This window comes from Variovorax nitratireducens (genome assembly GCF_051216545.1).
Classification (GTDB): domain Bacteria; phylum Pseudomonadota; class Gammaproteobacteria; order Burkholderiales; family Burkholderiaceae_C; genus Variovorax.
In genome coordinates, this window is the sequence record NZ_JBPJZO010000007.1 from 106980 (window position 1) to 131285 (window position 24306).

Genomic DNA, 24306 nt, shown 5'->3' on the forward strand with positions numbered 1-24306 from the left:
GTCTCCTGAAATATCGGCGCAGCTTAGTGTGCTGCGGCACTGGGCGCCGTCACCAAGGCGCCAGCCACGACCATCAGCCAGCCTTATGGAAGCGGCCGCAGAAGCGATGACATGGCGGTGGGGTGCGCTCCTAGCATCGACTTGCCTTGTTCTTCCTCTTTCCATCCGTCTCATCATGAAAGTCCACGCCATGCGCATTCCGTTCGCCCTCGTCGCGGTGCTTGTCGCCGCCTGTTCCGTTCCCGTCGCCGCCCAGACCTCCACCGGTACGCTCGACAAGGTCAAGGCCGGCGGCAGCATCGGCGTCGGCTACCGCGACGCGTCGCTGCCGTTTTCCTACCTCGGCAGCAACGGGCAGCCAACCGGCTTCGGGTGGGAGATCTGTAACCTCATCGTCGACGAGGTTCGCCGGGCCACCGGCCTCGCCACCCTGGCGGTCAAGACCCAGGCGGTGACCTCGCAGAACCGCATCCCGCTGCTGCAGAACGGCACCATCGACATCGAATGTGGCTCGACCACCAACAATGCCGAGCGTGCCAAGCAGGTGGCCTTCGCCACCAACTACTTCTACACCGGCACCCGCTTCCTCGTGAAGGCCGGCTCGCCGGTCAAGTCGCTGGCCGATCTCAAGGGCCGCAAGGTGGTTTCGACCACCGGCACCACCAACATGCTGGTGATGCGCAAGATCAGCCGCGAGCAGAACCTAGACATCGACCTGTTCGGCGCCAAGGACCATGCCGAATCGGCCCTCGTGGTGCAGAGCGACCGCGCCGATGCGTTTGCCATGGACGACATCCTGCTCTACGGCATCCGCGCCAACGCGGCGAACCCGGCCGAGCTCGCGGTAGTGGGCGAGCCATTGCAGGTCGAGCCCTACGCGATCATGCTGCGGCGCGACGACCCGGTCTTCAAGAAGCTGGTGGACGACACCCTGGCCGGGCTCATCCGGACCGGCGATTTCGAACGGCTCTACAGGAAGTGGTTCCAGTCGCCGATTCCGCCCAAGGGCATCAACCTCAACGCACCGATGAGCAAGGAACTGCTCGCCAATCTCAAGGCGCTGTCCGACAAGCCGGCGGAGTGAGTGCCATGGACATGGCAAAGACCGGCGCCGCCGCGCCCGGCCTGCTGGGCGTGCTCGGCGGCATGGGGCCGCTGGCCACGCTCGATTTCATGCACAAGCTGCTGGCGGCCACGCCGGCCGCGAGCGACCAGGAGCATGTGCCGGTGCTGGTGAGTTCGATACCGCAGGTGCCCGACCGCACCGCGGCGTTTCGCGGCGAAGGTGCGTCGCCGCTGCCCGCGATGATCGAGAGCGGCCGTCGCCTTGTCGACGCGGGTGCCGGGCTGATCGTGATGCCATGCAACACCGCGCACCTCTGGTTCGAGCCGTTGCAGCAGGCGCTCGGGCTGCCGATGCTGCATCTGGTCGACGCGGCCATCGAGCAGGCCATCGCGCGCACCGGTGCCGGCGCCCCGCTGGGGCTGCTCGCCACCGACGCCACCATCGCTTCGGGCCTTTACCTGAACCGGGCGCCGGCCGGCGCGGGTCTGCACTGGCTGCTGCCCACGGCGCGCGAAATGATCGAGCAGGTGATGCCCGGCATCGAAGCCGTCAAGGCCGGCGACCGGGTGCGCGGCGCGGCGCTGCTCGGAGCCGCCGGCGCCGCGCTGGCCACGCGCGGCGCCGGGGCACTGGTGCTGGGCTGCACCGAGATCCCACTGGTGCTGGACGACGGTTGCTCGCCGGTGCCGACGATCGACGCGACCGCGGCGCTGGCGCAACGCTGCGTGGCCTGGTCGCGCGGGCAGCGGGCTGCCGGAGCGATGGCGGCCTAAGTGCCGACCGCCGCGCGAAAGGCCTTGATGAAATCGGCCACCGGCTTCGGCGACCGCACGCCCTGCGGCAACAGCGCACGCACCTCGACCGGGACCTCCGGCAGCACCGTGCGCACGTGCAGGGTGTCGCTGCGGCTGGCCTGGGCGGTGAACGAGTCGATGATGGCAGGACCGAAACCCTGCTCCGCGAGCACCATCGCGATGTGATGCGTCTGCACCGTGATGTCGGCGCGCGGCGCGTGGCCGGAGCGTGAAAACTGCTCGGCCAGCATGGCGCCGATAGGGTCGCGTTCGTCGATGCGGGTGAACGGCTCCTTCAGCACATCCTCGAGCGCCACCGTGCTGCGCCGGTCGGCGCCCGGCGTGCCCACGCGCGAGACGCAGACCAGCCGGCCGGTGGCGACCGGTTCCTCGTGCACCGCCGGGTGCCGCACGCTGCCGTAGACGATACCCACATCGCCCTCCTGCAGCGCGATGGCCTGGGCAATCTCGCGCGAGTGCAGCACCCGGATCGCGACCGGCATCGCCGGATGGCGGGCCCGGAAGGCCTGCAGCGCGTCGGGCAGCGCGCGCACCGCGAGCGAAGGCACCACCAGCACGCGCAGTTGCGCCTCGCCGTCGCTGCGCAGCGCATGGGCGATGCGGCGCACCGATTCGAGCTGCGACACCAGGTGCTGCACCTCCGGATAGAGCGCCTGCGCCTCGCGCGTCGGCACCAGCCGCCGGCGCTGCCGTGTGAACAGCGCATAGCCGAGCTGCAGTTCGGCATGCTGGAGCGTCTGCGTGACGGCCGGCTGCGTGACATGCAACAGCCGCGCCGCGGCGCTCACGGTGCCGGTCAGCATGATGGCGTTGAAGACCTCGATGTGCTTGAGCCGCATGCGCCGGATGATGCATGAATGCGCAGCCGGCGGTGCGGCACCGTTCTTGCCTGTAGCATGGCTGCCGAGCCCGATCTTTCTGTCCACTCGCAGAGTCAGCGTCATGTCCACAGCGTTTTCCGCGGAACCCGGCGCCGGCCGTTACGGCCCTGTCGCGATGGCCCTGCACTGGCTGCTGGGGATGATGATCGTGGGCTCGTTCAGCGTGGGGCTCTACATGGTCGATCTGCCGTTCTCGCCGCTGCGCATCCGGCTGTTCAACTGGCACAAATGGGCCGGCGTCACGATCCTCGCGCTCTCGGCGGTGCGGCTGTTGTGGCGGCTCACGCACCGCCCGCCCCCGTTGCCCGATGCGATCGAGTGCGCGATGCCGCGCTGGCAGCGCTTCGTCCACCACCGCACGCTCGGGCTGCTCTACGTCCTGTTCTTCGCGGTGCCGCTGTTCGGCTGGGCCTACAGCTCGGCGCTGGGTTTCCCGATCGTCTGGTTCGGCGTGCTGCCGCTGCCGGATTTCGTGCCCGTCGACAAGGCGCTGGCCGAGACCGTTCTGCTGCCGCTGCACCGCGGCAGCGCCTTTTTGCTCGCTGCACTCGTCATCGCGCACACGGCCGGCGCGTTGAAGCATCGTTTCGTCGACCGCGACGACCTGCTCAACCGTATGTGGCCGGCAAGGCGCACCAGGAACACCTCATGATTTCACACCGCTTCGCAGGCCTGGTTTTTGCCGTTGCAGGCTGGCTGGCCGGCGCCAGCGCGCCGGCGGCCGAGACGGCCACGCAACTGATCGCCGACAAGAGCCAGATCGTCTTCGTCAGCAAGCAGATGGGTGTGCCGGTCGAGGGTGCGTTCGGCAAGTTCACGGCACGGGTTGCATTCGACCCGAGAAAGCCCGAGGGCGGCAGCGTGGCGTTGTCGGTCGACATGGGCAGCGCCTCGCTCGGCGTGCCGCAGACCGACGCCGAACTGCCCAAGCCCGACTGGTTCGATGCCCTGAAGTTTCCGCAGGCCAACTTCAAGTCGAGTTCGATCAAGGGGCTGGGCGGCGGGCGCTTCGAGATCGCGGGCAAGCTCACGATCAAGGGGCAGGCGCAGGAACTCGTGGTGCCGGTGACGATCACTCAGGGATACGGCCAGTCGGTCGCGAGTGGAAGCTTTACCATCCAGCGCCTGACGTTCAAGGTCGGCGACGGCGAATGGACGGACACCTCGATGGTGGCCAACGACGTCCAGGTGCGCTTCAAGCTCACGCTGTCTGGACTCGGCCCGCTTTGAACCCCCGCCTCACCACATCGCAAAGACGCCAATGACCCACAAGCTCATCACCATGGCAGCGGCGCTCGCGCTGGCTGCAGCGGCCCAGGCCCAGGCCCCGCTCAGGCCCGACTTCACCGCACCGGCGGTCGCCATGCTGCCCTCGGGCGGCCCGGCCAAGGGTGCGAACTACGTGGTCGACCCGACCCACACCTTCGTCAACTACGAAATGGGCCACTACGGCACCACCACCAACCGTGGCCGCTTCAGCACCACCGAGGGCATGGTGCAGATCGATCCTGCGGGTGCCAACGGCAAGATCGACATCACGATGGACATGACCTCCATCAACACAGGCGTCGACCTGCTGAACCGGCACGTGCAGAGCAAGGACTTCTTCAACGTGGCGGCATTCCCGACCGCGCGTTTCCAGGCCGACAAGATCGCGTTCAACGGCGACAAGGTCGCCGAGGTCGGCGGCACGCTCACGCTGATGGGGCAGACCAAGCCGATCCTGCTCAGGGCCAGCCGGTTCAACTGTTACCTGAACCCGCTGATCAAGCGCCAGGTGTGCGGCGGCGACTTCGAAACCACGGTCGAGCGCAGCCAGTGGGGGATTGTGTGGGGCCTCAACTTCGGTTTCGAAGACAAGGTGAAGTTGCTGGTTCAGGTCGAAGCGATCAACCTCAAGCCCTGATCACAGAAAGCTCTCTGGTGTCAGCGGCGCCAGGATTTCCAGCACCGTGCGGGTCCAGAAGTCCGAGTCGGGCTCGACGCTCAGCACCTCCTGCGCGCCGGCCGGGCCGCTGACCCACTCGATGTTCTGCGTGCCCTCGGCAAAGCGCAGCCGGTAGGAGCCCTGCTGCTTGAGCACCTCGACCAGTTTCAGCGCCTGTTGCGCCATCTCGGCGCTCTGGATGAAAAGGCCGATCTCGGTGTTGAGCATGTCGGAGCGCGGGTCGAAGTTCATCGAGCCGATGAAAAGGATGCGCCGGTCGATCACGGCCGACTTGGCATGCAGCCGGCCGATCGAGGAGCCGAACAGGCCGAGCCGCACGCTGGCGCGCGTTCGCACCGAACTCAGCTCGTACAGGTCGATGCCGAGCTTCAGCATATCGGGCCGGTAGCGCCGATAGGCGGTGTGCACCAGCGGCTCGTCGGTGGCGGCGAGCGAGTTGGTGACTACGCTCATCTTGACGCCGCGGCCGTGCACCTCCCGCATCACCTCGAGGCCGCCCTTGCCGGGGATCAGATAAGGCGAAGTGATGCTGACCTCGCTGCGCGCGCGGCGGATCTGCTCCAGCACGTTGTAGCGCACGCTGTCCACGTCGAGCAGCGGCACGCCGCCATACGACACCGTCTTGCCGACCACGCGGTCGGGCGAATCGGCATAGGCCTCCGCCCGGCTCCAGATCAGGCCGAGCCGGCCCGCGTTGAGTTCTTCGACGATCGGGCCGTAGCCGAGCAGGTCGTTGGGTGCCGGTCGAGGCGGCGGCGGGGTGCTGTCGGGGCCGGTCATCCGTTCGAAGCCGGCCTGCAGTTCTTCGCGCGTTGCGCCGCTCTTCACGATCGCATGCACCGGCAACACGTACTCGCTGTTCCAGTACTGGTCGAACAGGTTGCCCAGCCGCGGCAGCAATGCGCCGGTCACGAAGGTGTCGAGATCGAGGAAGTTCGGGCCCGCGGTGCGCGTGAAGTACTGGTTGTTGATGTTGCGGCCACCGGCCACGGCCATCGCGCCGTCGGCGATGAACAGCTTGTTGTGCATGCGCCGCTGCACCCGGTCGAAGTGGAGCAGCGACGCCGCGAAACGCATGCGCAGGCTGCCGCGCCCGGCCGGAAAGGGGTTGAACAGCCGCAGCTCGAGGTTGGGCGTGGCGGCCAGGCCGAGCAGCAACGCGTCCTCGCCCGAGGTGTAGAGATCGTCCATCAGCAGCCGCACGCGCACGCCGCGTTGCGCCGCATCGCGCAGCGTGCGCAGGAAGTAGCGGCCGGTCTCGTCGTTTTCGATGTGGTAGTACTGAACGTCGAGCGTGCGCTCCGCGCGGCGCGCGAGTTCGAGCCGCGTGCTGAGTGCGAAATCCCCGCCCGGCATGAGCCGGAAGCCGCTCAGGTCGGGATCGGGCGATGCGGCTTGGGCGATGCGGCCGAGCGTGGTGTCAGCCGAGGCCCGCAGGGCCTTGGATGGAGGGCCGGTCAGGCCATCGGGCAGGGTGGCGCAGCCGGTGGCGATCAACGCCACGAGCCAGAGCGTCGTCGGCAGCAACCAGCGGCGCAACAAGGTCGGCCCCTTCAGGAGGCGGTCGCCGCAGCGGCGGGTGCGGCGGGCTGCGCGTCGAGCTCGATCACCACCTCCTGCAGCGTGCGGGCCAACAGCTCGCCGGCCACCGGCTTGTGCAGCACACGCTCGGCCGCGCCGGAGAGCTCGCCAAAGCGCGAGGGCGCGGTTTCACCGGTGACGATCACGGCTGGCAGGCCGGGTTGCCGCTCGCGCACCCGGTCGATCACGTCGAGGCCGGTTTCGTCGCGCAGCCGGAAATCGACCACCATCACGTCGGGCGCGAAGCCGGCAAGCAATGCGCGTTCGGCCTGCTCGCCGCTGGTCACGCCCTTGACCGACCAGCCGAGCTGGTCGAGGTAGGTGCACAGGGCCGACAGCACTTCGGCCTCGTCGTCGACCAGCAACACCGCGAGCCGGTGGCCGTCGGCCGCGCGCGCCGGCGGCATCGCACTCCCCGCCACATCGTGCGCCGGCGCCGGCGCCGGGTCGATCTGCAGTTCGAAGGTGGTGCCGCGGCCCGGTTCGCTCTCGAGGCGCAGGGCAATGTGCAGCAGCGCGGCCGTGCGCCGCACGATCGCCAGGCCGAGCCCGAGGCCCTGCGAGCGGTCGCGCGAGGGGTTTCCGATCTGGTAGAACTCCTCGAACACGCGCTCGCGCTGATCCGCCGCGATCCCGGCGCCGGTGTCGACCACCTGCACCAGCACATGCCCGTCCGGCCCGTGCCGGCCAACCAGCGTGATGCGGCCGCGTTGCGTGAATTTGATCGCGTTGTTCACCAGGTTGCCGATGATGCGCATCAACTGGTCGCTGTCGGTTCGGGCCCAGAGCGGCTCAGCCGGCAGTTCGATCTCGAGCGACAGTCCTTGCTGTGCCGCCAGCGCCGTGTATTCGTCGCGCACCCCGCGCAGCAGCAGGCCGACGTCGTGCGGCGCAAAATTCGCCTTGATCGAATGCGCGTCGAGGCGCGAGATGTCGAGCAGCCCGTCGAGCAGGCCGCTGCTCTGGCGCAGCGCACTGCCGATGCCGCGGCTGACCTCCTTGAGCAAGGTGTCGCTGCCGCGCTGCGCGAGGATGTCGAGGGTGGTCGCGTTGATCGACAGGGCATGCAGCGGCTGCCGCAGGTCGTGGCTGGCGGCCGCGAAGAAACGGGTCTTGGCCTCGCTCGCGGCCTCGGCGCGATCCCGCTCGAGTTCGACCGATTCCGACAGCTGCGCGTTGTCTTCGACCAGCCCCATCAGCTCCTTGAGGTTGCGGCCGTGGTCGCGCACGCTCGCCAGCAGAACCAGATACATGGTCACGATGCCGATGCCCAGCGCGATGCCCAGTGTTTCGCCGCGCCAGAACCAGCCGCCGGCCATGAGCAGAAAGGTCAGGCTGCAAAATCCCATGAAGGCGCGCTGCGAGCCGGCCACCGAGGCCGCGCCCACGGCACAGCCGGCCATCAGCATGATGCCGATCAGCAGGGGCGTGACGTTGTCGGGCGCGGTGAAGGAAAGCGGCACGATGGGCGCCGTCGTCAGTCCGTTCAGCGTGAAGCCGAGCACCAGCTTCGGCAGCGCGGCGATTCGCTCGTCGACGGATTTCTTCTCGATGGCACGCCCGAGCTGGAGGCGGTAGACCATCACGGCACCGGTACAGGCCAGCCACACCCAGGGCCAGGTGTGCAGCCCCTGCCGCCACGCGACGATCGCGATGATGATGTAGCCCACGTACACGGCCGGCAGGCGGCGCGAGTATTGCGTCATCAGGGCCACGCGGCGCTCGGCAATGCGGCGTTCGACCCGTTCTTCGCGCGAGGGCTCGGCATGTCCGGCGGGGGGGCTTGTTGCTTCAGTCAACACGCATCCCCTCGCGCGAGGCCTGGTAGGCGGCCTCGGTGCGGTTGCGCACGCCGAGTGCGCTGTAGACCGCCGTGAGATGCGCCTTGACGGTCGATTCGGCAATGTCGAGCTGGCGCGCGATCAGCTTGTTGGGCAATCCGCGGGTGGCGGCGCGGTAAACGTCCATCTGGCGCGCGGTGAGGCCGGCCAACCTGGGGTCGGTGGGGGCGGCCGGGTGCAGGTCGCGTGCCTGTGCCGTCTCGGACGGCAGAAAAATGCGGCCGGCCAGCACGTGCCGCAACGCCGCCACCATCATTTCGGAGCTGTATTTCTTGGGAATGAATCCGGCCGCGCCGAGTTCGACCGACTGGCGGATCAGCGCGGCGTTGGTTTCACCCGACAACACCACCACGCGCGCCATGCAGCCGGCGTCGCGCAGACGGCGGATCGATTCCGCGCCGTCGTTGTCGTTCAGGTGCCAGTCGAGCAGCACCAGGTCGAAATCGGTCAGTTGCACCAGTTGCGCTGCATTGCCGATGTCGCTGGTGGTTTCGATGCGCAGTTCGGGCACCAATACGCAAAGCAGGTTCTTCATGCCCTGCAAAAACATCATATGGTCGTCGACCATCAGTACGTTCATGGTTACCTCTTGGGTGGAGTATTGACCAGATCGGGCGCTGTTGGCGTCTGCTCATACTTTGGTCTTACTGTCAACACTACCCTTGGGGGAGGCAAAAACCCCCGTAGCTTTTTAAGCTTCGCTCCATGAACGCGCGCACAGACATCCTGACATTGGCACCGCAATCGCGGGGGCCGGCCGAAGTGGTTGATTCGTATCTGATCAGCCACTACCCCACCGGCTTGATCGACGTGCGCACCCTGCGCGACGGGCGGCGGCTCACGCTGCGCCCGGTGTTGCCGCAGGACAACCGGCTGCTGGCCGACCTGGTCAACCGGCTGTCGGATCGTTCGCGTGCACGGCGCTTTCCGAGCGCCCAGCAGCCGGCCTCGGCCGACGAACTGGCGAGCCTGAGCTGCATCGACTACCGCCGCCATCTGGCGCTGGTCGTCGGCATCCAGGAAAACGGCCGCGAGCGGCTGGTGGCCGAGGCCCGCTTCCTGATCGCCCCGGACGGCCACAGCGCCGAGTTCGCGCTGGTGGTGGACGACCCATGGCAGCGCAACGGCATCGGGACCTGGGCCATGTTTGCGCTGAGCCGCGCAGCCGGCGCAGCGGGAGTGGCCTGGCTGCATTGCGATCTGATGGCCGACAACGAGCCCATGCTGGCGTTGATGCAGCGCTGCCGTTTCTGCTGCACGGTCGACCGCAGCGATCAGGCGATCGTGCACGCCGAAACGCGGGCGCGTGCGCTCAATGCGTGGCGGCCAGCGCCGCCGGCCAGGGTGTTCGGCTGGGTGCAACGCTGGCTCGGGCTCGACAACGGGCCGGCGCCCGTGACGCAGTACTGACGCCTTGCTGCGCCCGGCGCGCGTTTCAGCCGGCCGCCAGTGCGGCTTCGATCGCCTCGAAGCCGGGTCGAAGTTCCACTGCTTCACCCAGACAGCGCTGCTGCAATGCTCGCCACGGTGCTAGCGCGCCGGGGTCGGCTCCCGTGCACCGGTCCAGCAGTTCTTCCAGCAGGCAACCGAAGGCACGCGCCTCGATGCGTTCGAGCGCCGCCGCTTGCGGGCCCAGGCCGACGAACGATGCCGCGCCGAAGTCGCCGAGCAGCGCTTGTCCCCGTCCGTCGTGCAGGATGTTGTGGGCGTAGAGGTCCCCATGCAGGATGCCGCGCGCATGCAACTGCCGCGCGGCCGAAGCGATCCGGCGGGCCATCGCCAGTGCTGTCGGCATCGGCCAGCCCGCTTCGTCGGCGTAGATGTCGCGCGTGCACGAGTCCAGGCTCGGCGGGCCGGCCAGATTCCCGAAGCTCGGCGCCACCAGTGACAGCACAAGGCCGTCCGTGCCCTGCGGGTGGCCGGCGACGCGGCCATGCACCGGGATCAACCCCGGGTGCCCGCCGGCCGCCATGCAAGCCGCCATCTCGCTGTGCGGCAAGCCGTCGCTGGTGACGGCGCCCTTGAACAGTTTCACTGCCACCGGGTCGCCCGCGCCCGGCCCGCGCTGCCACAGGGCCTGGTGGATCACGCCCGAGGCGCCTTCTCCGAGGCGTTGCTGCGGTGCGAGTTGCGACCAATCGATCCGCGGGACCGTTTGCGCCGACAGGGCGGCCGCCTCGTTCGCATCGCTGAAGGGGTTGCCGGCACAGGCCAGCCAGGCGAGCCGCGGCATCTGCAGCAGCCAGTCCGGCAGCGATTCGAAGCGGTTGGCGGCGATGCGCAGCAGTTCGAGCTGGCGGCAGCCGGCCAGGTCGTCGGGCAGGGCGCGCAGGCGGTTGCCGGCCAGCATCAGCTTTTGCAGCCGGGCAAAGCGGCCCCAGCCGGCGGGCAGCGCGTCGATCGCGTTGTCGGTGAGGATCAGCCAACGCAGGCGGTCGGGCAGGGCGGCGGCCGGCACCGTGTGAATGCGGTTGGCCTTGAAGCCGATCATTTCCAGCGCGGGGCAGGCGCCCAGTGAGGCGGGCAGCGCGGTGAATTGGTTGTCGGAGCAGAACAGCACGCGCAGGCGGTGCAGCCGAGCGATGTCGTCCGGCAGGCGGTCGAGCGCATTGCCCGAGAGGTTGAGGACCTCGAGAGAGTCGGCGAGATCGAAGATCTCGCGCGGAAATTCGGTCAGGCCGCCGCAGAGGTCGAGCCGGCGCAGGCCCGCCAGCTCACCGTTGCGCAGCTGCGCGAGCGTGTGTCCCACGGCGCAACCTCAGGCCGCGCCGAAGCGATAGACCCCCGCCGCATCGACCGTGCGCTTGAGCTGGCCGGCAAACCACAGCAGGTGCAAATGCGCCACCGTTTCGCCCATCGCAAAGGTCATCTGGTGCAGGTCGAGTTCGCGCTTGAACATGATCGGCAGCGCCTCGGCCGCGGTGTGCGGCCGCTCGGTGCAGGCCGCCAACATTTCGGCCAGGCGATCGCGATGATGTTCCTGCAACTGCCCTACGCGGCGGTGCACGCCGGTGAAGGGCTTGCCGTGCGAGGGCAGGCCCAGCGTGTCTTCGGGCAATGCCAGAAAGCGCTCGATGCTGTCGAGGAACAGGCGCAGCGGGTTGGCCTGGGGCTCGCCCGCGTGCACGCTCACATTGGTGGAGATGCGGGGCAGCATCATGTCGCCGCCAATCAGCGCGTGCAACTCCTCGCAATACAGCGAGATGTGCTCCGGCGCATGGCCGTAGCCGCTGATGCATTGCCAGTCGCGCCCGCCGATGTGAACGGTATCGCCGTCGAGCATGCGCACGAATTGACCGGGTACGCCCGGCACCATGTCGCGGTAGTAGCTGCCGCGGCTGCGGATTTTTTCGACGGAGACCGGGTCGGTCAACCCGTGCGCCACGAAAAAGGCGGCCGCCTCGTCGCCGCCGGCCAGGTTGTCGCTGGCGTTCGGGCTGCTCAGAAGGCGCGCTACGTGGTAGTCGGTGGCGCTGATCCACAGCGGCGCGTTCCAGCGTTCGCAGAGCCAGCTTGCCAGCCCGATATGGTCGGGGTGCATGTGCGTGACAATCACGCGCAGGATTGGCATGCCTTCGAGCTGGGTTGCGAAAATCTGCTCCCATTGGGCCTTCGACTCCGGCCGCGAGATGCAGCAGTCGACCACTGTCCAGCCCTCGATGCCGCCCTGGGTGTCGCGCAGCAGCCAGAGGTTGATGTGGTTGAGCGCGAAGGGCAGCGCCATGCGGATCCAGCGCACGCCGGGGCGCACTTCGTGGGTGGTGCCCGGCTCGGGCAGCAGGTCGCCGAGTGGGTAATTCAGTTCGCGTTCGAGCAGGTTCATGTAGGATTGACGTTTACGTAAACGTCATGGGTGGAGCGCCCATTGTAGGGATTGCAGCCCGAACCTGCTGTCGCCCCCGCAACGACCCGCCCCACCCACCCGAATGGATCCGCAGACCTTCACCATCAGCGAACTGGCTCGCGAGTTCGATCTCACCACGCGTGCGATCCGTTTCTACGAGGACATGGGCCTGCTCACGCCCGCGCGCTCCGGCCCGGGCGGGCGCCAGCGCGTGTACGCGGCGCGCGATCGGGCACGCCTGCTGCTCACGCTGCGCGCCAAGCGGCTCGGCCTGAGCCTGACCGAGGCGAAAGACATCCTCGACATGTACGACAGCCCGCAGGATACGGTGGCGCAATTGCAGCGCTTTCTGGGGGTGCTGGGCGCGCACCGGGCCACACTCGAAGGCCGGCTCGCCGAGCTGCAGGCCAACCTCGACGAAGTGCGCACGCAGGAGAAAAAGACCAAGGCCACCCTGGCGCGCGCACTCAAGACAAGGGCGGGCTGAACCCTGCCGCACCATTTCCTTTGCTCATCGACAATACCGCCATGTCAGACACCCTCCCAGACCTCTTCGCGCACAACCGTGCATGGGCCTCGCAAATGGAGCGCGATCGCCCCGGCTTCTTCACCAGCCTGGTGAAGCAGCAGACGCCCCGGTACATGTGGATCGGTTGCTCCGACAGCCGCGTGCCGGCCAACCAGATCACCGGACTGGAGCCGGGCGAGGTGTTCGTGCACCGCAACGTGGCCAACATCGTGGTGCACTCCGACCTGAACGCGCTGTCGGCGATCCAGTTCGCGGTGGAACGGCTCAAGGTCAAGCACATCATGGTGGTGGGCCACTATGGCTGTTCGGGCGTGCAGGCGGCGCTCGAAGGCGCGCGCATCGGCCTGGCCGACAACTGGATCCGCCACATCCAGGACGTGCGCGACCGGCATCGGGTCATGCTGAAGACTTTCCCCGAAGCGGCGCGCGCCGATGCGTTGTGCGAACTCAACGTCGCCGAGCAGGTGGTCAATGTGGCGGTCAGCACGGTCATGGTCGACGCCTGGAGCCGCGGCCAGGACGTGAGCATCCACGGCTGGGCATTCGGTGTGCACGACGGCCTGCTGCAAGACCTGGGGCTGACGGTCAACGGCAGCCAGCCGCTCGACACGGTCTACCGCGCCGCCGTGCAGCGGATTCGCTACAAGTGGAGCAAGCCGCCCGAGGCGCCGGTGCAGCACCACCCTGCCGTCATCCACCCTGCCGTCATCCAGCCTCCCACCGTCCAACCCGCCGCCGACTGATCGCCGAGTGATCGCCGCATGTTCCCGCAACGCCTTGACTCGCCGCTCGCCTACGACATCGCCAAGGCGATGATGGATGGGTTCAACCGGCACTACCGGCTGTTCCGGGCCGAGTCGGCGCGTGCCAAGCACCGCTTCGAAACCGCCGACTGGCACGGCCAGCAGCGGGCCCAGCGCGAGCGCATCGAGTTCTACGACCTGCGGGTGAGCGAGGCTGTGGCCCGGCTCGAGAAGGAATTCAAGGCCGACGACCAGCCCATGGATGTCTGGCACCAGGTCAAGCTGCATTACATCGGCCTGCTGGTGAACCACCACCAGCCCGAGCTGGCCGAGAGTTTTTTCAACTCGGTGACCACCAAGATCCTGCACCGCGCCTACTTCCAGAACGATTTCATCTTTGTGCGGCCGGCCATCAGCACCGAGTACATCGAGCCGCGCGGCGCACCGACCTACCGCGCCTACTACCCGCGGCACGAGACGCTGGCCGACACGATCGAGCGCGTGATCGACGACTACGCCTTGCTGGGTGCGTTTGCCAACCGCCGGCGCGACGCCGAGCGCGTGGCGGCGGCCATCCTCGGGCGCTTTCACCAGGTCAAGCTGCGCGCCAACTTCCAGCTGCAGGTGCTGTCAGGCCTGTTCTACCGCAACAAGGGCGCCTACCTCGTCGGCAAGATCATCAACGGCTTCATCGAAATGCCGTTCGCGCTGCCGATCCTGCACGACAAGGCCGGCAAGTTCTACGTCGACGCAGCGCTGTTCGGCGAAGACGACATGCAGATGCTGTTCAGCTTTGCGCGCGCCTACTTCATGGTTGACATGGAAGTGCCCTCGGCCTTCGTGCAGTTCCTGCGCTCGCTGATGCCGCGCAAGCCGCGCGCCGAGATCTACAACGCGCTGGGTCTGGCCAAGCAGGGCAAGACGCTGTTCTACCGCGACTTCCTGTCGCACCTCAACTACTCGAGCGACCGCTTCCGCATTGCGCCCGGCATCAAGGGCATGGTGATGCTGGTGTTCGACCTGCCGTCGTTTCCCTACGTGTTCAAGGTCATCAAGGACTACTACCCGCCGCAGAAGGACACCACGCGCGAGCAGATCCAGGGCAAGTACATGCTCGTGAAGCACCACGACCGCGTCGGCCGCATGGCCGACACGCTGGAATACAGCGACGTGGGCTTTCCGCTCGACCGCTTCGAGCCCGAACTGATCGCCGAGATCGAGAAGTTCGCGCCGAGCCAGCTCGAAATCGGCGACCGCGACGGCAACGGCGAGATGGAAGTGGTGCTGAAGCACGTCTACATCGAGCGCCGCATGATCCCGCTCAACATCTACCTGCAGGAAGCCTTCGACCAACTGGCCCAGCCCGACAACGCGGCCCATGCTCGGCGTGCGAAAGACCAGCTCGAGCATGCGGTGGTCGAGTACGGCAATGCGATCAAGGACATGGTGGCGGCCAACATCTTCCCGGGCGACATGCTGTGGAAGAACTTTGGCGTCACACTCAATGGCAAGGTCGTGTTCTACGACTACGACGAGATCGAGTACATCACCGACTGCAATTTCCGCAAGGTGCCCGAGGCGCGCAACGAGGAAGACGAGATGAGCGGCGAGGTCTGGTACACGGTCGGCCCGAAAGACGTGTTCCCCGAGACCTTCGGCCCGTTTCTGCTCGGCAACGACCATGTGCGCGAGGCCTTCATGGCGCACCACGCCGACCTGCTCGAAGCCACTTTCTGGCAAAGCCACAAGGAACGCATCCAGGCCGGCCAGATGCTGGACGTCTTTCCGTACGACGAGGCGCAGCGCTTTCACCATGACGGCCATGTGCCGTATTTCTGAAGAATCCGAAGGAGACCATTTTCATGTCCGAATCCATCGTCATCGTCGGCGCCGCACGCACCCCCATGGGCGGCTTCCAGGGCGACTTTTCTTCCCTTGCGGCGCACGACCTCGGCGGCGCCGCGATCAGGGCGGCGGTCGAGCGCGCCGGCATCGCGCCCGACAGCGTCGGCGAGGTGCTGTTCGGCAACTGCCTGATGGCCGGCCAGGGCCAGGCGCCGGCGCGCCAGGCGGCCTACAAGGGCGGCCTGCCCGACAGCGCCGGCGCAGTCACGCTCAGCAAGATGTGCGGCTCGGCCATGAAGGCCGCGATGCTCGCGCACGACATGCTCCTGGCAGGTACGCACGAGGTGATGGTCGCGGGCGGCATGGAGAGCATGACCAACGCGCCCTACCTCATGCTGAAGGGCCGCGGCGGCTATCGCATGGGCCACGACCGCATCTTCGACCACATGATGCTCGACGGCCTTGAAGACGCCTACCAGCCGGGCCGGTCCATGGGCACCTTCGGCGAGGACTGCGCGGCCAAGTACAAGTTCACGCGCGAACAGCAGGATGCGTTTGCGATTGCCAGTGTCGAGCGCGCCAAGGCTGCCACCGCCTCGGGCGCCTTCAGGGCCGAGATCACGCCGGTTACCGTCAAGGGCCGCAGCGGCGACAACGTGATCGAGATCGACGAAGGCCCGGGCAAGGTCAAGCTCGACAAGATCCCCACGCTCAAGCCTGCGTTCAAGAAAGACGGCGGCACCATCACCGCCGCATCGAGTTCGTCGATCAACGACGGCGCCGCGGCGCTGGTGATGATGACCGAATCGCACGCGAAGAAGATCGGTGCAAAGCCGATCGCCCGGCTGGTCGGCCATGCCACGCATGCGCAGCAGCCCGAGTGGTTTTCCACCGCACCGGTCGGTGCCGTCGACAAGCTGTTCAAGAAGACCGGCTGGAGCGTGAAAGACGTCGACCTGTGGGAGGTCAACGAGGCGTTCGCCGTGGTGCCGATGGCGCTGATGCACGAGCTCAACGTTTCACACGACATCGTCAACGTGCACGGCGGCGCCTGCGCGCTGGGCCATCCGATCGGCGCCAGCGGTGCGCGCATCATGGTCACGCTGATCCACGCGCTGAAGTCGCGCGGGCTGAAGCGCGGCGTGGCCACGCTGTGCATCGGCGGGGGCGAAGGCACGGCCGTTGCGCTCGAACTGATCTGATCCGACCGCTTGCGGAGAAATTCATGCACCTGCCTTTTCAGCGCTTCCTGCTCCCCGCCCTGATGGGCGCGGCCCTGCTGGCGCCGGCCGCCTTCGCCCAGCAGAAGCGCGACAACGCGCTGTTCGATGCGGCCACGGCCGAGCAGCCGGCCGTGATCAAGACGCTCGAAAAGCTGGTCAACATCGAGACCGGCACCGGTGACGCCGAAGGCCTGGCCGCCGCCGGCAAGTACCTCGAAGACGAACTCAAGGCACTGGGCTTCACCGTCGCGCGCAGCAAGTCGGCCGGCCTCGTGGTCGGCGACAACATCGTCGGCAAGCTCAAGGGCAGGGGCGGCAAGAACCTGCTCCTGATGTCGCACATGGACACCGTCTATCTCAAGGGCACGCTGGCCAAGGCACCGTTCCGCGTCGAGGGCAACAAGGCCTACGGCCCTGGCATCGCCGACGACAAGGGCGGCAATGCCGTGATCCTGCACACGCTGAAGCTGCTCAAGACCTATGGCGTACGCGACTACGGCACCATCACCGTGCTGTTCAACACCGACGAGGAAAAAGGCTCGTTCGGCTCGCGCGACCTGATCCAGGAAGAGGCCAGGCAGGCCGACTACATCCTCTCGTTCGAGCCGACCAGCGCCGAGAGCGAGAAATTCTCACTCGGCACCTCGGGCATCGCCTACGTGCAGGCCAACATCAAGGGCAAGGCCTCGCACGCGGGCGCCGCGCCCGAGCTCGGCGTCAACGCGGTGGTCGAGGCTGCCGACCTGGTGCTGCGCACCATGGACATCGACGACAAGGCCAAGGGGCTGCGTTTCAACTGGACGATCGCGAAGGGTGGCGCCGTCAACAACATCATTCCCGACAGCGCCACGGTGAACGCCGACGTGCGCTATGCGCGCAACGAGGACTTCGAGGCCGCCATGAAGACGCTCGAAGAACGCGCACAGAAGAAAAAAGTGCCGGGCTCCGAAGTCGCGATCGTCGTCACGCGGGAGCGGCCGGCCTTCAACGCGGGCGAGGGCGGCAAGAAGTTGATCGAAAAGGCCATGGGCTTCTACAAGGAGGCCGGCGGCATCGTCGAGGTCGAGGAGCGCGCCGGCGGCGGCACCGACGCCGCGTATGCGTCGCTGTCGGGCAAGCCTGTGATCGAGAGCCTGGGCCTGCCGGGCTTCGGCTATCACTCCGACAAGGCCGAGTACGTGATGATCGATGCGATCCCGCGCCGCCTGTACATGGCGGCGCGCCTCATCATGGAACTGGGCCAGGGCAAGTGATATGAAAGAAGCGCCATGCTGCTGACCCCCGACCAGGAAGCCATCCGCGAAGCGGTGCGCGACTTCGCCCAGGCTGAACTCTGGCCGAACGCGCCGCTGTGGGATCGCGAGCACAGCTTTCCGAAAGAAGCGCACCAGGGGCTCGCCGCACTCGGCGCCTACGGCATCTGCGTGCCCGAGGAAGACGGGGGCGCCGGGCTCGACTACCTCACGCTCGCGCTGGTGCTCGAAGAAATCGCGGCCGGCGATGGCGGCACCAGCACGGCCATCAGCGTCACCAATTGCCCGGTCAATGCGATCCTCATGCGCTACGGCAATGCGCAGCAGAAAAAGCAGTGGCTGCAGCCGCTCGCGCAGGGCCGCATGCTCGGCGCGTTCTGCCTGACCGAGCCGCAGGCCGGCAGCGATGCATCGAGCCTGCGCACCACCGCAAAGCGCGATGCCGACGGCTACGTCATCGATGGCGTCAAGCAGTTCATCACCAGCGGCAAGAGCGGCCAGGTCGCCATCGTGATCGCGATGACCGACAAGGCGGCCGGCAAGAAGGGCATGAGCGCCTTCCTCGTGCCCACCGATGCGCCGGGCTACCACGTGGCGCGGCTCGAGGACAAGTTGGGACAGCACAGCAGCGACACGGCGCAGATCAATTTCGACGCCTGCCGCGTTCCCGCCGAAAACCTGATCGGCCAGGAAGGCGAGGGCTACAAGATCGCGCTGGGCGCGCTCGAAGGCGGCCGCATCGGCATCGCCGCGCAGAGCGTGGGCATGGCGCGCAGTGCGTTCGACGTGGCGCTGGCCTATGCCAAGGAACGCCAGGCGTTCGGCGGCAGCATCTTCAACCAGCAGGCCGTCGGTTTTCGTCTTGCGGAATGCGCCACGCAGCTCGAAGCTGCGCGCCAGCTGATCTGGCACGCCGCGAGCCTGCGTGATGCCGGCCGCCCGTGCCTGAAAGAAGCGGCAATGGCCAAGCTGTTCGCCAGCGAGATGGCCGAAAGGGTCTGCAGCGCCGCGATCCAGACGCTGGGCGGCTATGGCTATGTCAACGACTTTCCGCTGGAGCGCATCTACCGCGACGTGCGCGTGTGCCAGATCTACGAAGGCACGTCGGACATCCAGAAACTCCTGATTCAGCGCGCCCTGGCCTGAACCCGCGATGGCCGACCCTTCCTGCCCCTGCGGCCGTAGCGACCAGCGTGCCCGGCCATTGCCCTACGGCCAGTGCTGTGGCCGCTACCTCGACCACTTCGACACGGTGCCCGCGCCCGATGCCGAATCGCTGATGCGTTCGCGCTACACCGCCTTCGTGCGCGAGCGCGCCGACTACCTGCTGGCGACCTGGCACGCGAGCCGGCGGCCCCCGCAACTGAGCTTCGATCCCGACGTGCGCTGGCTGGGCCTGGAAGTGCGCTCGCGCAGCATGAGCGACGGCGAGCATGCCGAAGTCGAGTTCGTCGCGCGCCAGCGCGATGCCTCGGGCCGGGCCAGCCGGCTGCATGAGCGCAGCCGCTTCGTGCGCGAAGCCAGCGCGCCGGATGCGCTGATTCGCTGGTACTACCTCGACGGCGCGCTGCTCTGAGCCAGCGCATTGTTTGCAACGCAGAGACAGATTGATTCCAATCAGGGGCTTTATTTGGCCCGCCGCAAGGCGCAAACTCCCCTCCGGTGACGATGCAGGCACCGCAGGCGCCTGCTAGAACCACAACACAGCACGATCCGAAAGACGCTTGGCCATGGCCAGCAGAATCCAACCCTTCCTTTGCGCCGCCGCGCTGGCGGTCTGTACGCTCGCGCAGGCCGATTCGGCCGAGGTGTTGCGGCCGTTTTCCAACGCCCGCAGCGAGCAGCCACCCGCACCCTGGCACTTCATCAGCCTGCCGAACAAGACACCGACCCGCTTCGAAGTCGTGCAGCAGGGCAACCAGCGGGTGCTCAAGGTCGAGGCCGACCAGTCGTATGGCAACCTGGTGCACCGCACGCAGGTGCCGCTGCAGAGCGAACCGACGCTGGCCTGGCGTTGGCGGGTCGACCAGTTCGTGCAGGGCGCCGACCTGCGCACCAAGGCCGGCGACGACGGCGCGGCCAAGCTCTGCGTGTTTTTCGACTTCCCGGCCGACCGGCTCTCGTTTGCCGAGCGCGCCAAGCTCACGCTGGCCCGCGCTGCCAGCGGCGAGGAGGTGCCGAGCGAAGTACTCTGTTACGTCTGGGACAACAAGGAGCCCAAGGGCACTTCGCTGGTCAACGCATTCACCAATCGCATGCGCATGGTGGTGCTCGAATCCGGCGTTACCGCCGCGCCGGGCGGCTGGCTGCCCGAGCGCCGCAACCTGCTGGCCGACTACCGGCGCGCGTTCGGCCAGGAAGCCGGCAGCACCATGCCCGATGTGGTGGCGGTCGCGGTGTCGGCCGATGCAGACAACACCCATGGTCATGGCCTGGCCTATTTCTCCGACCTCGACCTGCGCTCCGCCACTCCCGCGCAGAATGCCTCTGCGCCACCTTCGCCGGTCGCTGCCACGGCGGAGTGAGCGTCCGGCCCTACGCTTTTCACATGAACGATCTCGTCGCACTTCTCGCCAGCCAGGGCGCAGCCGTGGTGTTCGCCGCCACACTCGCGGCGCGCCTCGGTGCGCCGGTGCCGGCGGTGCCTTTCCTGATCGTGGCGGGTGGGCTTTCGGTCGGCGGGCAGGTGTCGTTCGCGGCGGCGGTGCTGGCCGCCGTGCTCGGCAACATCCTCGGCGACGGCGTGTGGTTCCTGGCCGGGCGGCGCTGGGGCTATCGCGTGATGCGCCTGCTGTGCCGCATTTCGCTCTCGGCCGACTCCTGCGTGCGGCGCAGCGAGGCGATCCTCGGCCGCTGGGGCGGGCTTTCCCTGATCGCCGCCAAGTTCGTGCCGGGCGTGTCGGTGGTGGCGCCGCCGATGGCCGGTGCGCTCGGCATGTCGAACACGCGCTTCCTGTCGTACGAGACGGCGGCGGCACTGATCTGGACGCTCGGCTTCCTGCTGGTCGGCCGCATCTTCCATTCGGCCATCAACGACGTGCTCACGGTGCTGTCGAACATCGGGCTCACGGCGGCGGTGTTCTGCGCCGCGATGCTCGCGCTGTTCCTGATGTGGCGCTACTACATGCGCAGCATGGCGCTGCGGGCCGACGACATCGAGCACATCGACATCGACGTGCTGCGCGAGGCGCTGGCCGGCAGCAACGGCCCCACGCTGATCGACGTGCGCGGTGCGGCGTCGCGCGCCCTCGACGACCGCGCGATTCCGGGCGCGGTCGGAATCGAACTCAAGCGCCTGCCGAAAGACCTCGGCGCGCTGGCCGATGGCCGTGAACTCGTGGTGTTCTGCGACTGCCCCGACGACGCCTCGGCGATCGCCGCCGCGCGCGTGCTGCTGGCTGCCGGCCTGCCGCGCGTGCGTGTGCTCGCGGGCGGGCTCGACGCCTGGATGGCCGCCGAGGCCGCCCTGTCGCCGGACGCCGACCCTGTCGCGGCCTGATCGGTTGCTACGATGGGCGGATGCCCCATCATTTCCCTTTCGAGGCCGTACTGTTCGACTGCGACGGCGTGCTGGTCGACTCCGAACCCATCACCAACGGCGTGCTGCGCGACATGCTGGAAGAGCTCGGCTGGGTGCTCACGCGTGACGAGTGCATGCGCATCTTCGTCGGCAAGGCGGTCAAGGACGAGGCCGGGCTGATCGCCCAACGCACCGGCGTCGCGGTCACGCAAGACTGGCTGCAGGGGTTCTGGGCGCGTCGCAATGCCGCGCTCGATCGCGACCTGGTCGAAATCCCCGGCGCGCCGGCCGCCGTGCGGGCCTTGCATGCCACGCTGGACGGGCGCATCGCCTGCGCCTCGGGCGCAGACCGCGGCAAGGTGGTCCTGCAGCTCGAAAAAATCGGCCTGCTCGATGCGTTCGAGGGCCGCATCTTCAGCGGCCACGAAACGCCGCGCAGCAAGCCGTTCCCGGACGTGTACCTGGCCGCGGCAGCGGCGTTGGGCGTCGACCCAACGCGCTGCGCGGTGGTCGAAGACACGGTCACCGGCGCCACCGCCGGCATTGCGGCCGGCGCCACGGTGTTCGGCTACAGCCCGGGCGGGCTCGGCCACAGCAGTGCCGACGCGCTGCGTGCCATCGGCGTGCGCGAGGTGTTCGTCGACATGGCGCAGTTGCCGGCACTGCTGGCGGCCTGGCGTGCGGTGCCGCAACCCGACTGATCGGCATTCGCCGGGGCGGGACTAGAATCCTCCTCGCTCCGGGGTGCACGCGAAGACAGCGTGCTGAGATGGCCATCCACCAGGCCGAACCCGCGAACTTGAACCGGTTAGTACCGGCGGAAGAAGAGCTGCAGTTCCCCGATCCGGGAGTCCATTCGGGCCCGGGATCCGTCGAGCGATTGCGGAGCACCCCTTTTCAAAACAGGAGTGCCCCATGAATGCCATCGACAAGTTCGCCTCGCTGCTCACGCTGACGCGCGAGCCCTTTCCCGCATCCACCAAGTCCGCCATTGCCGGCAGCCGGCCCGATCTGCGCGTGCCGGTGCGCGACGTGGCGCTGACCAACGGCGAAGTCGTCTCGCTCTACGACACCTCGGGGCCGTACACCGACGCCGCGGTGGCGATCGACGTGCGGCGCGGCCTGCCGGACGTGCGTGCCGCCTGGATCGCCGAACGCGCCGACACCGAAAGCTACGACGGCCGCCTGCGCGCGGCGCTCGACGACGGCGCCAGGAATGAAGACCGCGAGGCCGAGCGCATCGCGCAGCTGCGTGCCGAGGCCGCCGCGCTGCAGCGCACGCCGCGCCGCGCCAGAAGCGGCGCGAATGTCACGCAGATGCACTACGCGCGCCGCGGCATCGTCACGCCCGAGATGGAATACGTCGCGCTGCGCGAGAACGGCAAGCGCGAGTGGATGGCCGAGTACCTGGCCAACGAGGAGCGCGCAAGGCGCGTCGCCGGCAACCCCATGGGCGCAAGCATTCCGCGCATCATCACGCCCGAGTTCGTGCGCGACGAAGTGGCACGCGGCCGCGCCATCATTCCGGCCAACATCAACCACCCCGAAGTCGAGCCGATGGCGATCGGGCGCAATTTCAGGGTGAAGATCAACGCCAACATCGGCAACTCGGCCGTTACCTCGAGCATCGAGGAAGAAGTTGAAAAACTGGTGTGGGCGATCCGCTGGGGTGCCGACAACGTGATGGACCTGTCCACCGGCAAGAACATCCACACCACGCGCGACTGGATCGTGCGCAACTCGCCGGTGCCCATCGGCACGGTGCCGATCTACCAGGCGCTGGAGAAAGTGGGCGGCGTGGCCGAAGACCTCACCTGGCCGATCTACCGCGACACGCTGATCGAGCAGGCCGAGCAGGGCGTCGACTACTTCACCATCCATGCCGGGCTGCGCCTGCCCTTCATCCACCTCACCGCGGACCGCATGACCGGCATCGTCTCGCGCGGCGGCTCGATCATGGCCAAGTGGTGCATCGCGCACCACCAGGAGAGCTTTCTCTACACGCACTTCGAGGACATCTGCGACATCATGAAGGCCTACGACGTGAGCTTCTCGCTCGGCGACGGCCTGCGCCCCGGCTCGGGCGCCGACGCCAACGACGAGGCGCAGTTCGCCGAGCTGCGCACGCTCGGCGAACTCACGCAGGTGGCCTGGAAGCACGACGTGCAGACCATGATAGAAGGCCCCGGCCATGTGCCGATGCACATGATCCAGGCCAACATGGACGAGCAGATCAAGACCTGCCACGAGGCGCCGTTCTATACGCTCGGCCCGCTGACCATCGACATCGCGCCGGGCTACGACCACATCGCCAGCGCCATCGGCGCCGCGATGATCGGTTGGGCCGGCACCGCGATGCTCTGCTACGTCACGCCGAAGGAGCACCTGGGCCTGCCGGACCGCGACGACGTCAAGCAGGGCATCATCGCGTACAAGATCGCGGCCCATGCGGCCGATGTCGCCAAGGGCCACCCCGGCGCGCGCTCGCGCGACGACGCGCTCAGCAAGGCTCGCTTCGAGTTCCGCTGGCAGGACCAGTTCAACCTGGGCCTCGACCCGGATACCGCGCGCGACTTCCACGACGAAACCCTGCCCAAGGACGCGAGCAAGACGGCGCACTTCTGCTCGATGTGCGGCCCCAAGTTCTGCTCGATGAAGATCACGCAGGAGGTGCGCGAGTACGCGGCGGCCAAGGGGCTGGCCGAAAGCGAGGCGCTGGCCCAGGGCATGGTCGGCAAGTCGGCCGAGTTCAAGGCCGGTGGCGGCGAGATCTACATCCCGATCCAGCCGCAGGCCTGAGCCGCCAGGGCGGCGCCACGCGGGCTCAGGCTTTCAGCGTCTCTTCCTGCCACTCGCCAACGTCTGCACCCGGATCGGAAATCGGATGCAGCTTGTCGCTGCGGCAGAAGTAAGTCCAGCCTTCGAACGCCACGTCGTAGTAGGTGCCGGGCAGGTAGCTTTCATCGGGCGCCTCGTAGGGCGCCGACACCACCTCGACGATGCGCCCGACCGCATCGCGGGTGGCGGGGCTCGCCTCGCAGCTGCTGTCGACGTAGCACAGCGTGCCGATCCGGATGGTCATCGCAAATCCTCCAACGCGGGAGAAGGGTGAAGCCACCATTCTGGCGCGGCCGGCCGCGCTCTGCGGCGCGTACCCACACTTGCCGAAGGCCCGAAGCCAAGGCAAAGTCGGCCCCCAACAAGGGAGCGCCAACAC

Annotated in this window: 24 protein-coding genes and 1 riboswitch; of the genes, 17 read left to right on the top strand and 7 right to left on the bottom strand. The window is 67.4% G+C overall.

Annotated elements, in window-relative coordinates; genetic code table 11:
* Positions 1-175: 175 nt before the first annotated feature.
* Together ACSFA8_RS17695 and cuyB are read left to right on the top strand one after the other, a co-directional pair.
* Complete coding sequence (locus tag ACSFA8_RS17695; RefSeq protein WP_435480791.1) at positions 176-1084, top strand: amino acid ABC transporter substrate-binding protein; 909 nt, start codon at positions 176-178, stop codon at positions 1082-1084.
* 5 nt (positions 1085-1089) lie between these two features.
* Positions 1090-1839, top strand: coding sequence for a cysteate racemase (gene cuyB / locus ACSFA8_RS17700; RefSeq protein WP_435480792.1), 750 nt, complete (start codon positions 1090-1092; stop codon positions 1837-1839).
* Here the strand turns inward: cuyB and ACSFA8_RS17705 are convergent.
* Positions 1836-2825, bottom strand: coding sequence for a LysR family transcriptional regulator (locus ACSFA8_RS17705; protein WP_435480793.1), 990 nt, complete (start codon positions 2823-2825; stop codon positions 1836-1838). The two genes, cuyB and ACSFA8_RS17705, sit on opposite strands and share 4 nt — an antisense overlap.
* On the opposite strand from ACSFA8_RS17705, the gene ACSFA8_RS17710 reads away from it, so the two are divergent.
* The 3 genes from ACSFA8_RS17710 to ACSFA8_RS17720 are packed head-to-tail and all read left to right on the top strand — an operon-like array spanning position 2824 to position 4668.
* The gene (locus ACSFA8_RS17710; protein WP_435480794.1) at positions 2824-3414 is read left to right on the top strand and encodes a cytochrome b; all 591 of its coding nucleotides are present in this window, start codon (positions 2824-2826) and stop codon (positions 3412-3414) included. The genes ACSFA8_RS17705 and ACSFA8_RS17710 overlap by 2 nt on opposite strands.
* Positions 3411-3992, top strand: coding sequence for a YceI family protein (locus ACSFA8_RS17715; RefSeq protein WP_435480795.1), 582 nt, complete (start codon positions 3411-3413; stop codon positions 3990-3992). Before ACSFA8_RS17710 ends, ACSFA8_RS17715 begins: the two co-directional genes overlap by 4 nt.
* Before the next feature lie 31 nt (positions 3993-4023).
* On the top strand, positions 4024-4668 hold the full coding sequence (locus tag ACSFA8_RS17720) for a YceI family protein (protein WP_435480796.1): 645 nt from the start codon (positions 4024-4026) through the stop codon (positions 4666-4668).
* Here the strand turns inward: ACSFA8_RS17720 and ACSFA8_RS17725 are convergent, their stop codons facing one another.
* The 3 genes from ACSFA8_RS17725 to ACSFA8_RS17735 are packed head-to-tail and all read right to left on the bottom strand — an operon-like array spanning position 4669 to position 8712.
* Complete coding sequence (locus ACSFA8_RS17725; protein ID WP_435480797.1) at positions 4669-6252, bottom strand: phospholipase D family protein; 1584 nt, start codon at positions 6250-6252, stop codon at positions 4669-4671.
* 11 nt (positions 6253-6263) lie between these two features.
* Complete coding sequence (locus ACSFA8_RS17730; protein WP_435480798.1) at positions 6264-8090, bottom strand: sensor histidine kinase; 1827 nt, start codon at positions 8088-8090, stop codon at positions 6264-6266.
* Positions 8083-8712 carry a response regulator gene (locus ACSFA8_RS17735; RefSeq protein ID WP_435480799.1) on the bottom strand — a complete coding sequence of 210 codons (630 nt, stop codon included), beginning with the start codon at positions 8710-8712 and terminating at the stop codon, positions 8083-8085. The genes ACSFA8_RS17730 and ACSFA8_RS17735 overlap by 8 nt, the downstream gene beginning before the upstream one ends.
* A gap of 125 nt (positions 8713-8837) precedes the next feature.
* Here ACSFA8_RS17735 and ACSFA8_RS17740 point away from each other — a divergent pair, with 125 nt between their 5' ends.
* Positions 8838-9542, top strand: coding sequence for a GNAT family N-acetyltransferase (locus tag ACSFA8_RS17740; protein WP_435480800.1), 705 nt, complete (start codon positions 8838-8840; stop codon positions 9540-9542).
* A 25-nt stretch (positions 9543-9567) separates the two neighbouring features.
* On the opposite strand, the gene ACSFA8_RS17745 is transcribed toward ACSFA8_RS17740, so the two are convergent.
* Both ACSFA8_RS17745 and ACSFA8_RS17750 read right to left on the bottom strand, forming a co-directional pair.
* Positions 9568-10881, bottom strand: a complete 1314-nt coding sequence (locus tag ACSFA8_RS17745; RefSeq protein ID WP_435480801.1) for a leucine-rich repeat-containing protein kinase family protein — start codon at positions 10879-10881, stop codon at positions 9568-9570.
* A 9-nt stretch (positions 10882-10890) separates the two neighbouring features.
* A complete protein-coding gene (locus tag ACSFA8_RS17750) occupies positions 10891-11955 on the bottom strand; it encodes an MBL fold metallo-hydrolase (RefSeq protein ID WP_435480802.1) in 1065 nt (354 codons plus the stop codon).
* A 103-nt stretch (positions 11956-12058) separates the two neighbouring features.
* Between ACSFA8_RS17750 and ACSFA8_RS17755 the strand changes: the two genes are divergently transcribed.
* From ACSFA8_RS17755 to thiC, 11 genes are all read left to right on the top strand, one after another.
* The gene (locus ACSFA8_RS17755) at positions 12059-12463 is read left to right on the top strand and encodes a MerR family transcriptional regulator (protein WP_435480803.1); all 405 of its coding nucleotides are present in this window, start codon (positions 12059-12061) and stop codon (positions 12461-12463) included.
* Between the two features lie 41 nt (positions 12464-12504).
* Positions 12505-13248, top strand: a complete 744-nt coding sequence (can, locus tag ACSFA8_RS17760) for a carbonate dehydratase (protein ID WP_435480804.1) — start codon at positions 12505-12507, stop codon at positions 13246-13248.
* 18 nt (positions 13249-13266) lie between these two features.
* Entirely contained in the window at positions 13267-15087 is a 1821-nt protein-coding gene (aceK, locus tag ACSFA8_RS17765) for a bifunctional isocitrate dehydrogenase kinase/phosphatase (RefSeq protein ID WP_435480805.1), read from the top strand.
* 23 nt (positions 15088-15110) lie between these two features.
* Positions 15111-16295 (top strand): acetyl-CoA C-acyltransferase, encoded by a 1185-nt coding sequence (locus ACSFA8_RS17770; protein ID WP_435480806.1) that lies wholly within the window; start codon positions 15111-15113, stop codon positions 16293-16295.
* Positions 16296-16318: 23 nt separating this feature from the next.
* Positions 16319-17569, top strand: coding sequence for a glutamate carboxypeptidase (locus ACSFA8_RS17775; RefSeq protein ID WP_435480807.1), 1251 nt, complete (start codon positions 16319-16321; stop codon positions 17567-17569).
* Positions 17570-17584: 15 nt separating this feature from the next.
* Positions 17585-18715: an acyl-CoA dehydrogenase family protein gene (locus ACSFA8_RS17780; RefSeq protein ID WP_435480808.1), complete on the top strand. Its 1131-nt coding sequence runs from the start codon at positions 17585-17587 to the stop codon at positions 18713-18715.
* A gap of 7 nt (positions 18716-18722) precedes the next feature.
* Positions 18723-19145, top strand: coding sequence for a YchJ family protein (locus ACSFA8_RS17785; RefSeq protein ID WP_435480809.1), 423 nt, complete (start codon positions 18723-18725; stop codon positions 19143-19145).
* Positions 19146-19299: 154 nt separating this feature from the next.
* Complete coding sequence (locus tag ACSFA8_RS17790) at positions 19300-20094, top strand: DUF3047 domain-containing protein (protein WP_435480810.1); 795 nt, start codon at positions 19300-19302, stop codon at positions 20092-20094.
* Positions 20095-20117: 23 nt separating this feature from the next.
* Positions 20118-21068, top strand: coding sequence for a rhodanese-like domain-containing protein (locus ACSFA8_RS17795; protein WP_435480811.1), 951 nt, complete (start codon positions 20118-20120; stop codon positions 21066-21068).
* A gap of 20 nt (positions 21069-21088) precedes the next feature.
* Positions 21089-21790 carry an HAD family hydrolase gene (locus ACSFA8_RS17800; RefSeq protein ID WP_435480812.1) on the top strand — a complete coding sequence of 234 codons (702 nt, stop codon included), beginning with the start codon at positions 21089-21091 and terminating at the stop codon, positions 21788-21790.
* 29 nt (positions 21791-21819) lie between these two features.
* Positions 21820-21932, top strand: a riboswitch (TPP riboswitch).
* 72 nt (positions 21933-22004) lie between these two features.
* Entirely contained in the window at positions 22005-23888 is a 1884-nt protein-coding gene (thiC, locus tag ACSFA8_RS17805) for a phosphomethylpyrimidine synthase ThiC (RefSeq protein WP_435480813.1), read from the top strand.
* Positions 23889-23913: 25 nt separating this feature from the next.
* Here thiC and ACSFA8_RS17810 read toward each other — a convergent pair whose 3' ends face one another.
* Positions 23914-24171 carry a hypothetical protein gene (locus ACSFA8_RS17810; RefSeq protein ID WP_435480814.1) on the bottom strand — a complete coding sequence of 86 codons (258 nt, stop codon included), beginning with the start codon at positions 24169-24171 and terminating at the stop codon, positions 23914-23916.
* Positions 24172-24306: the final 135 nt, after the last annotated feature.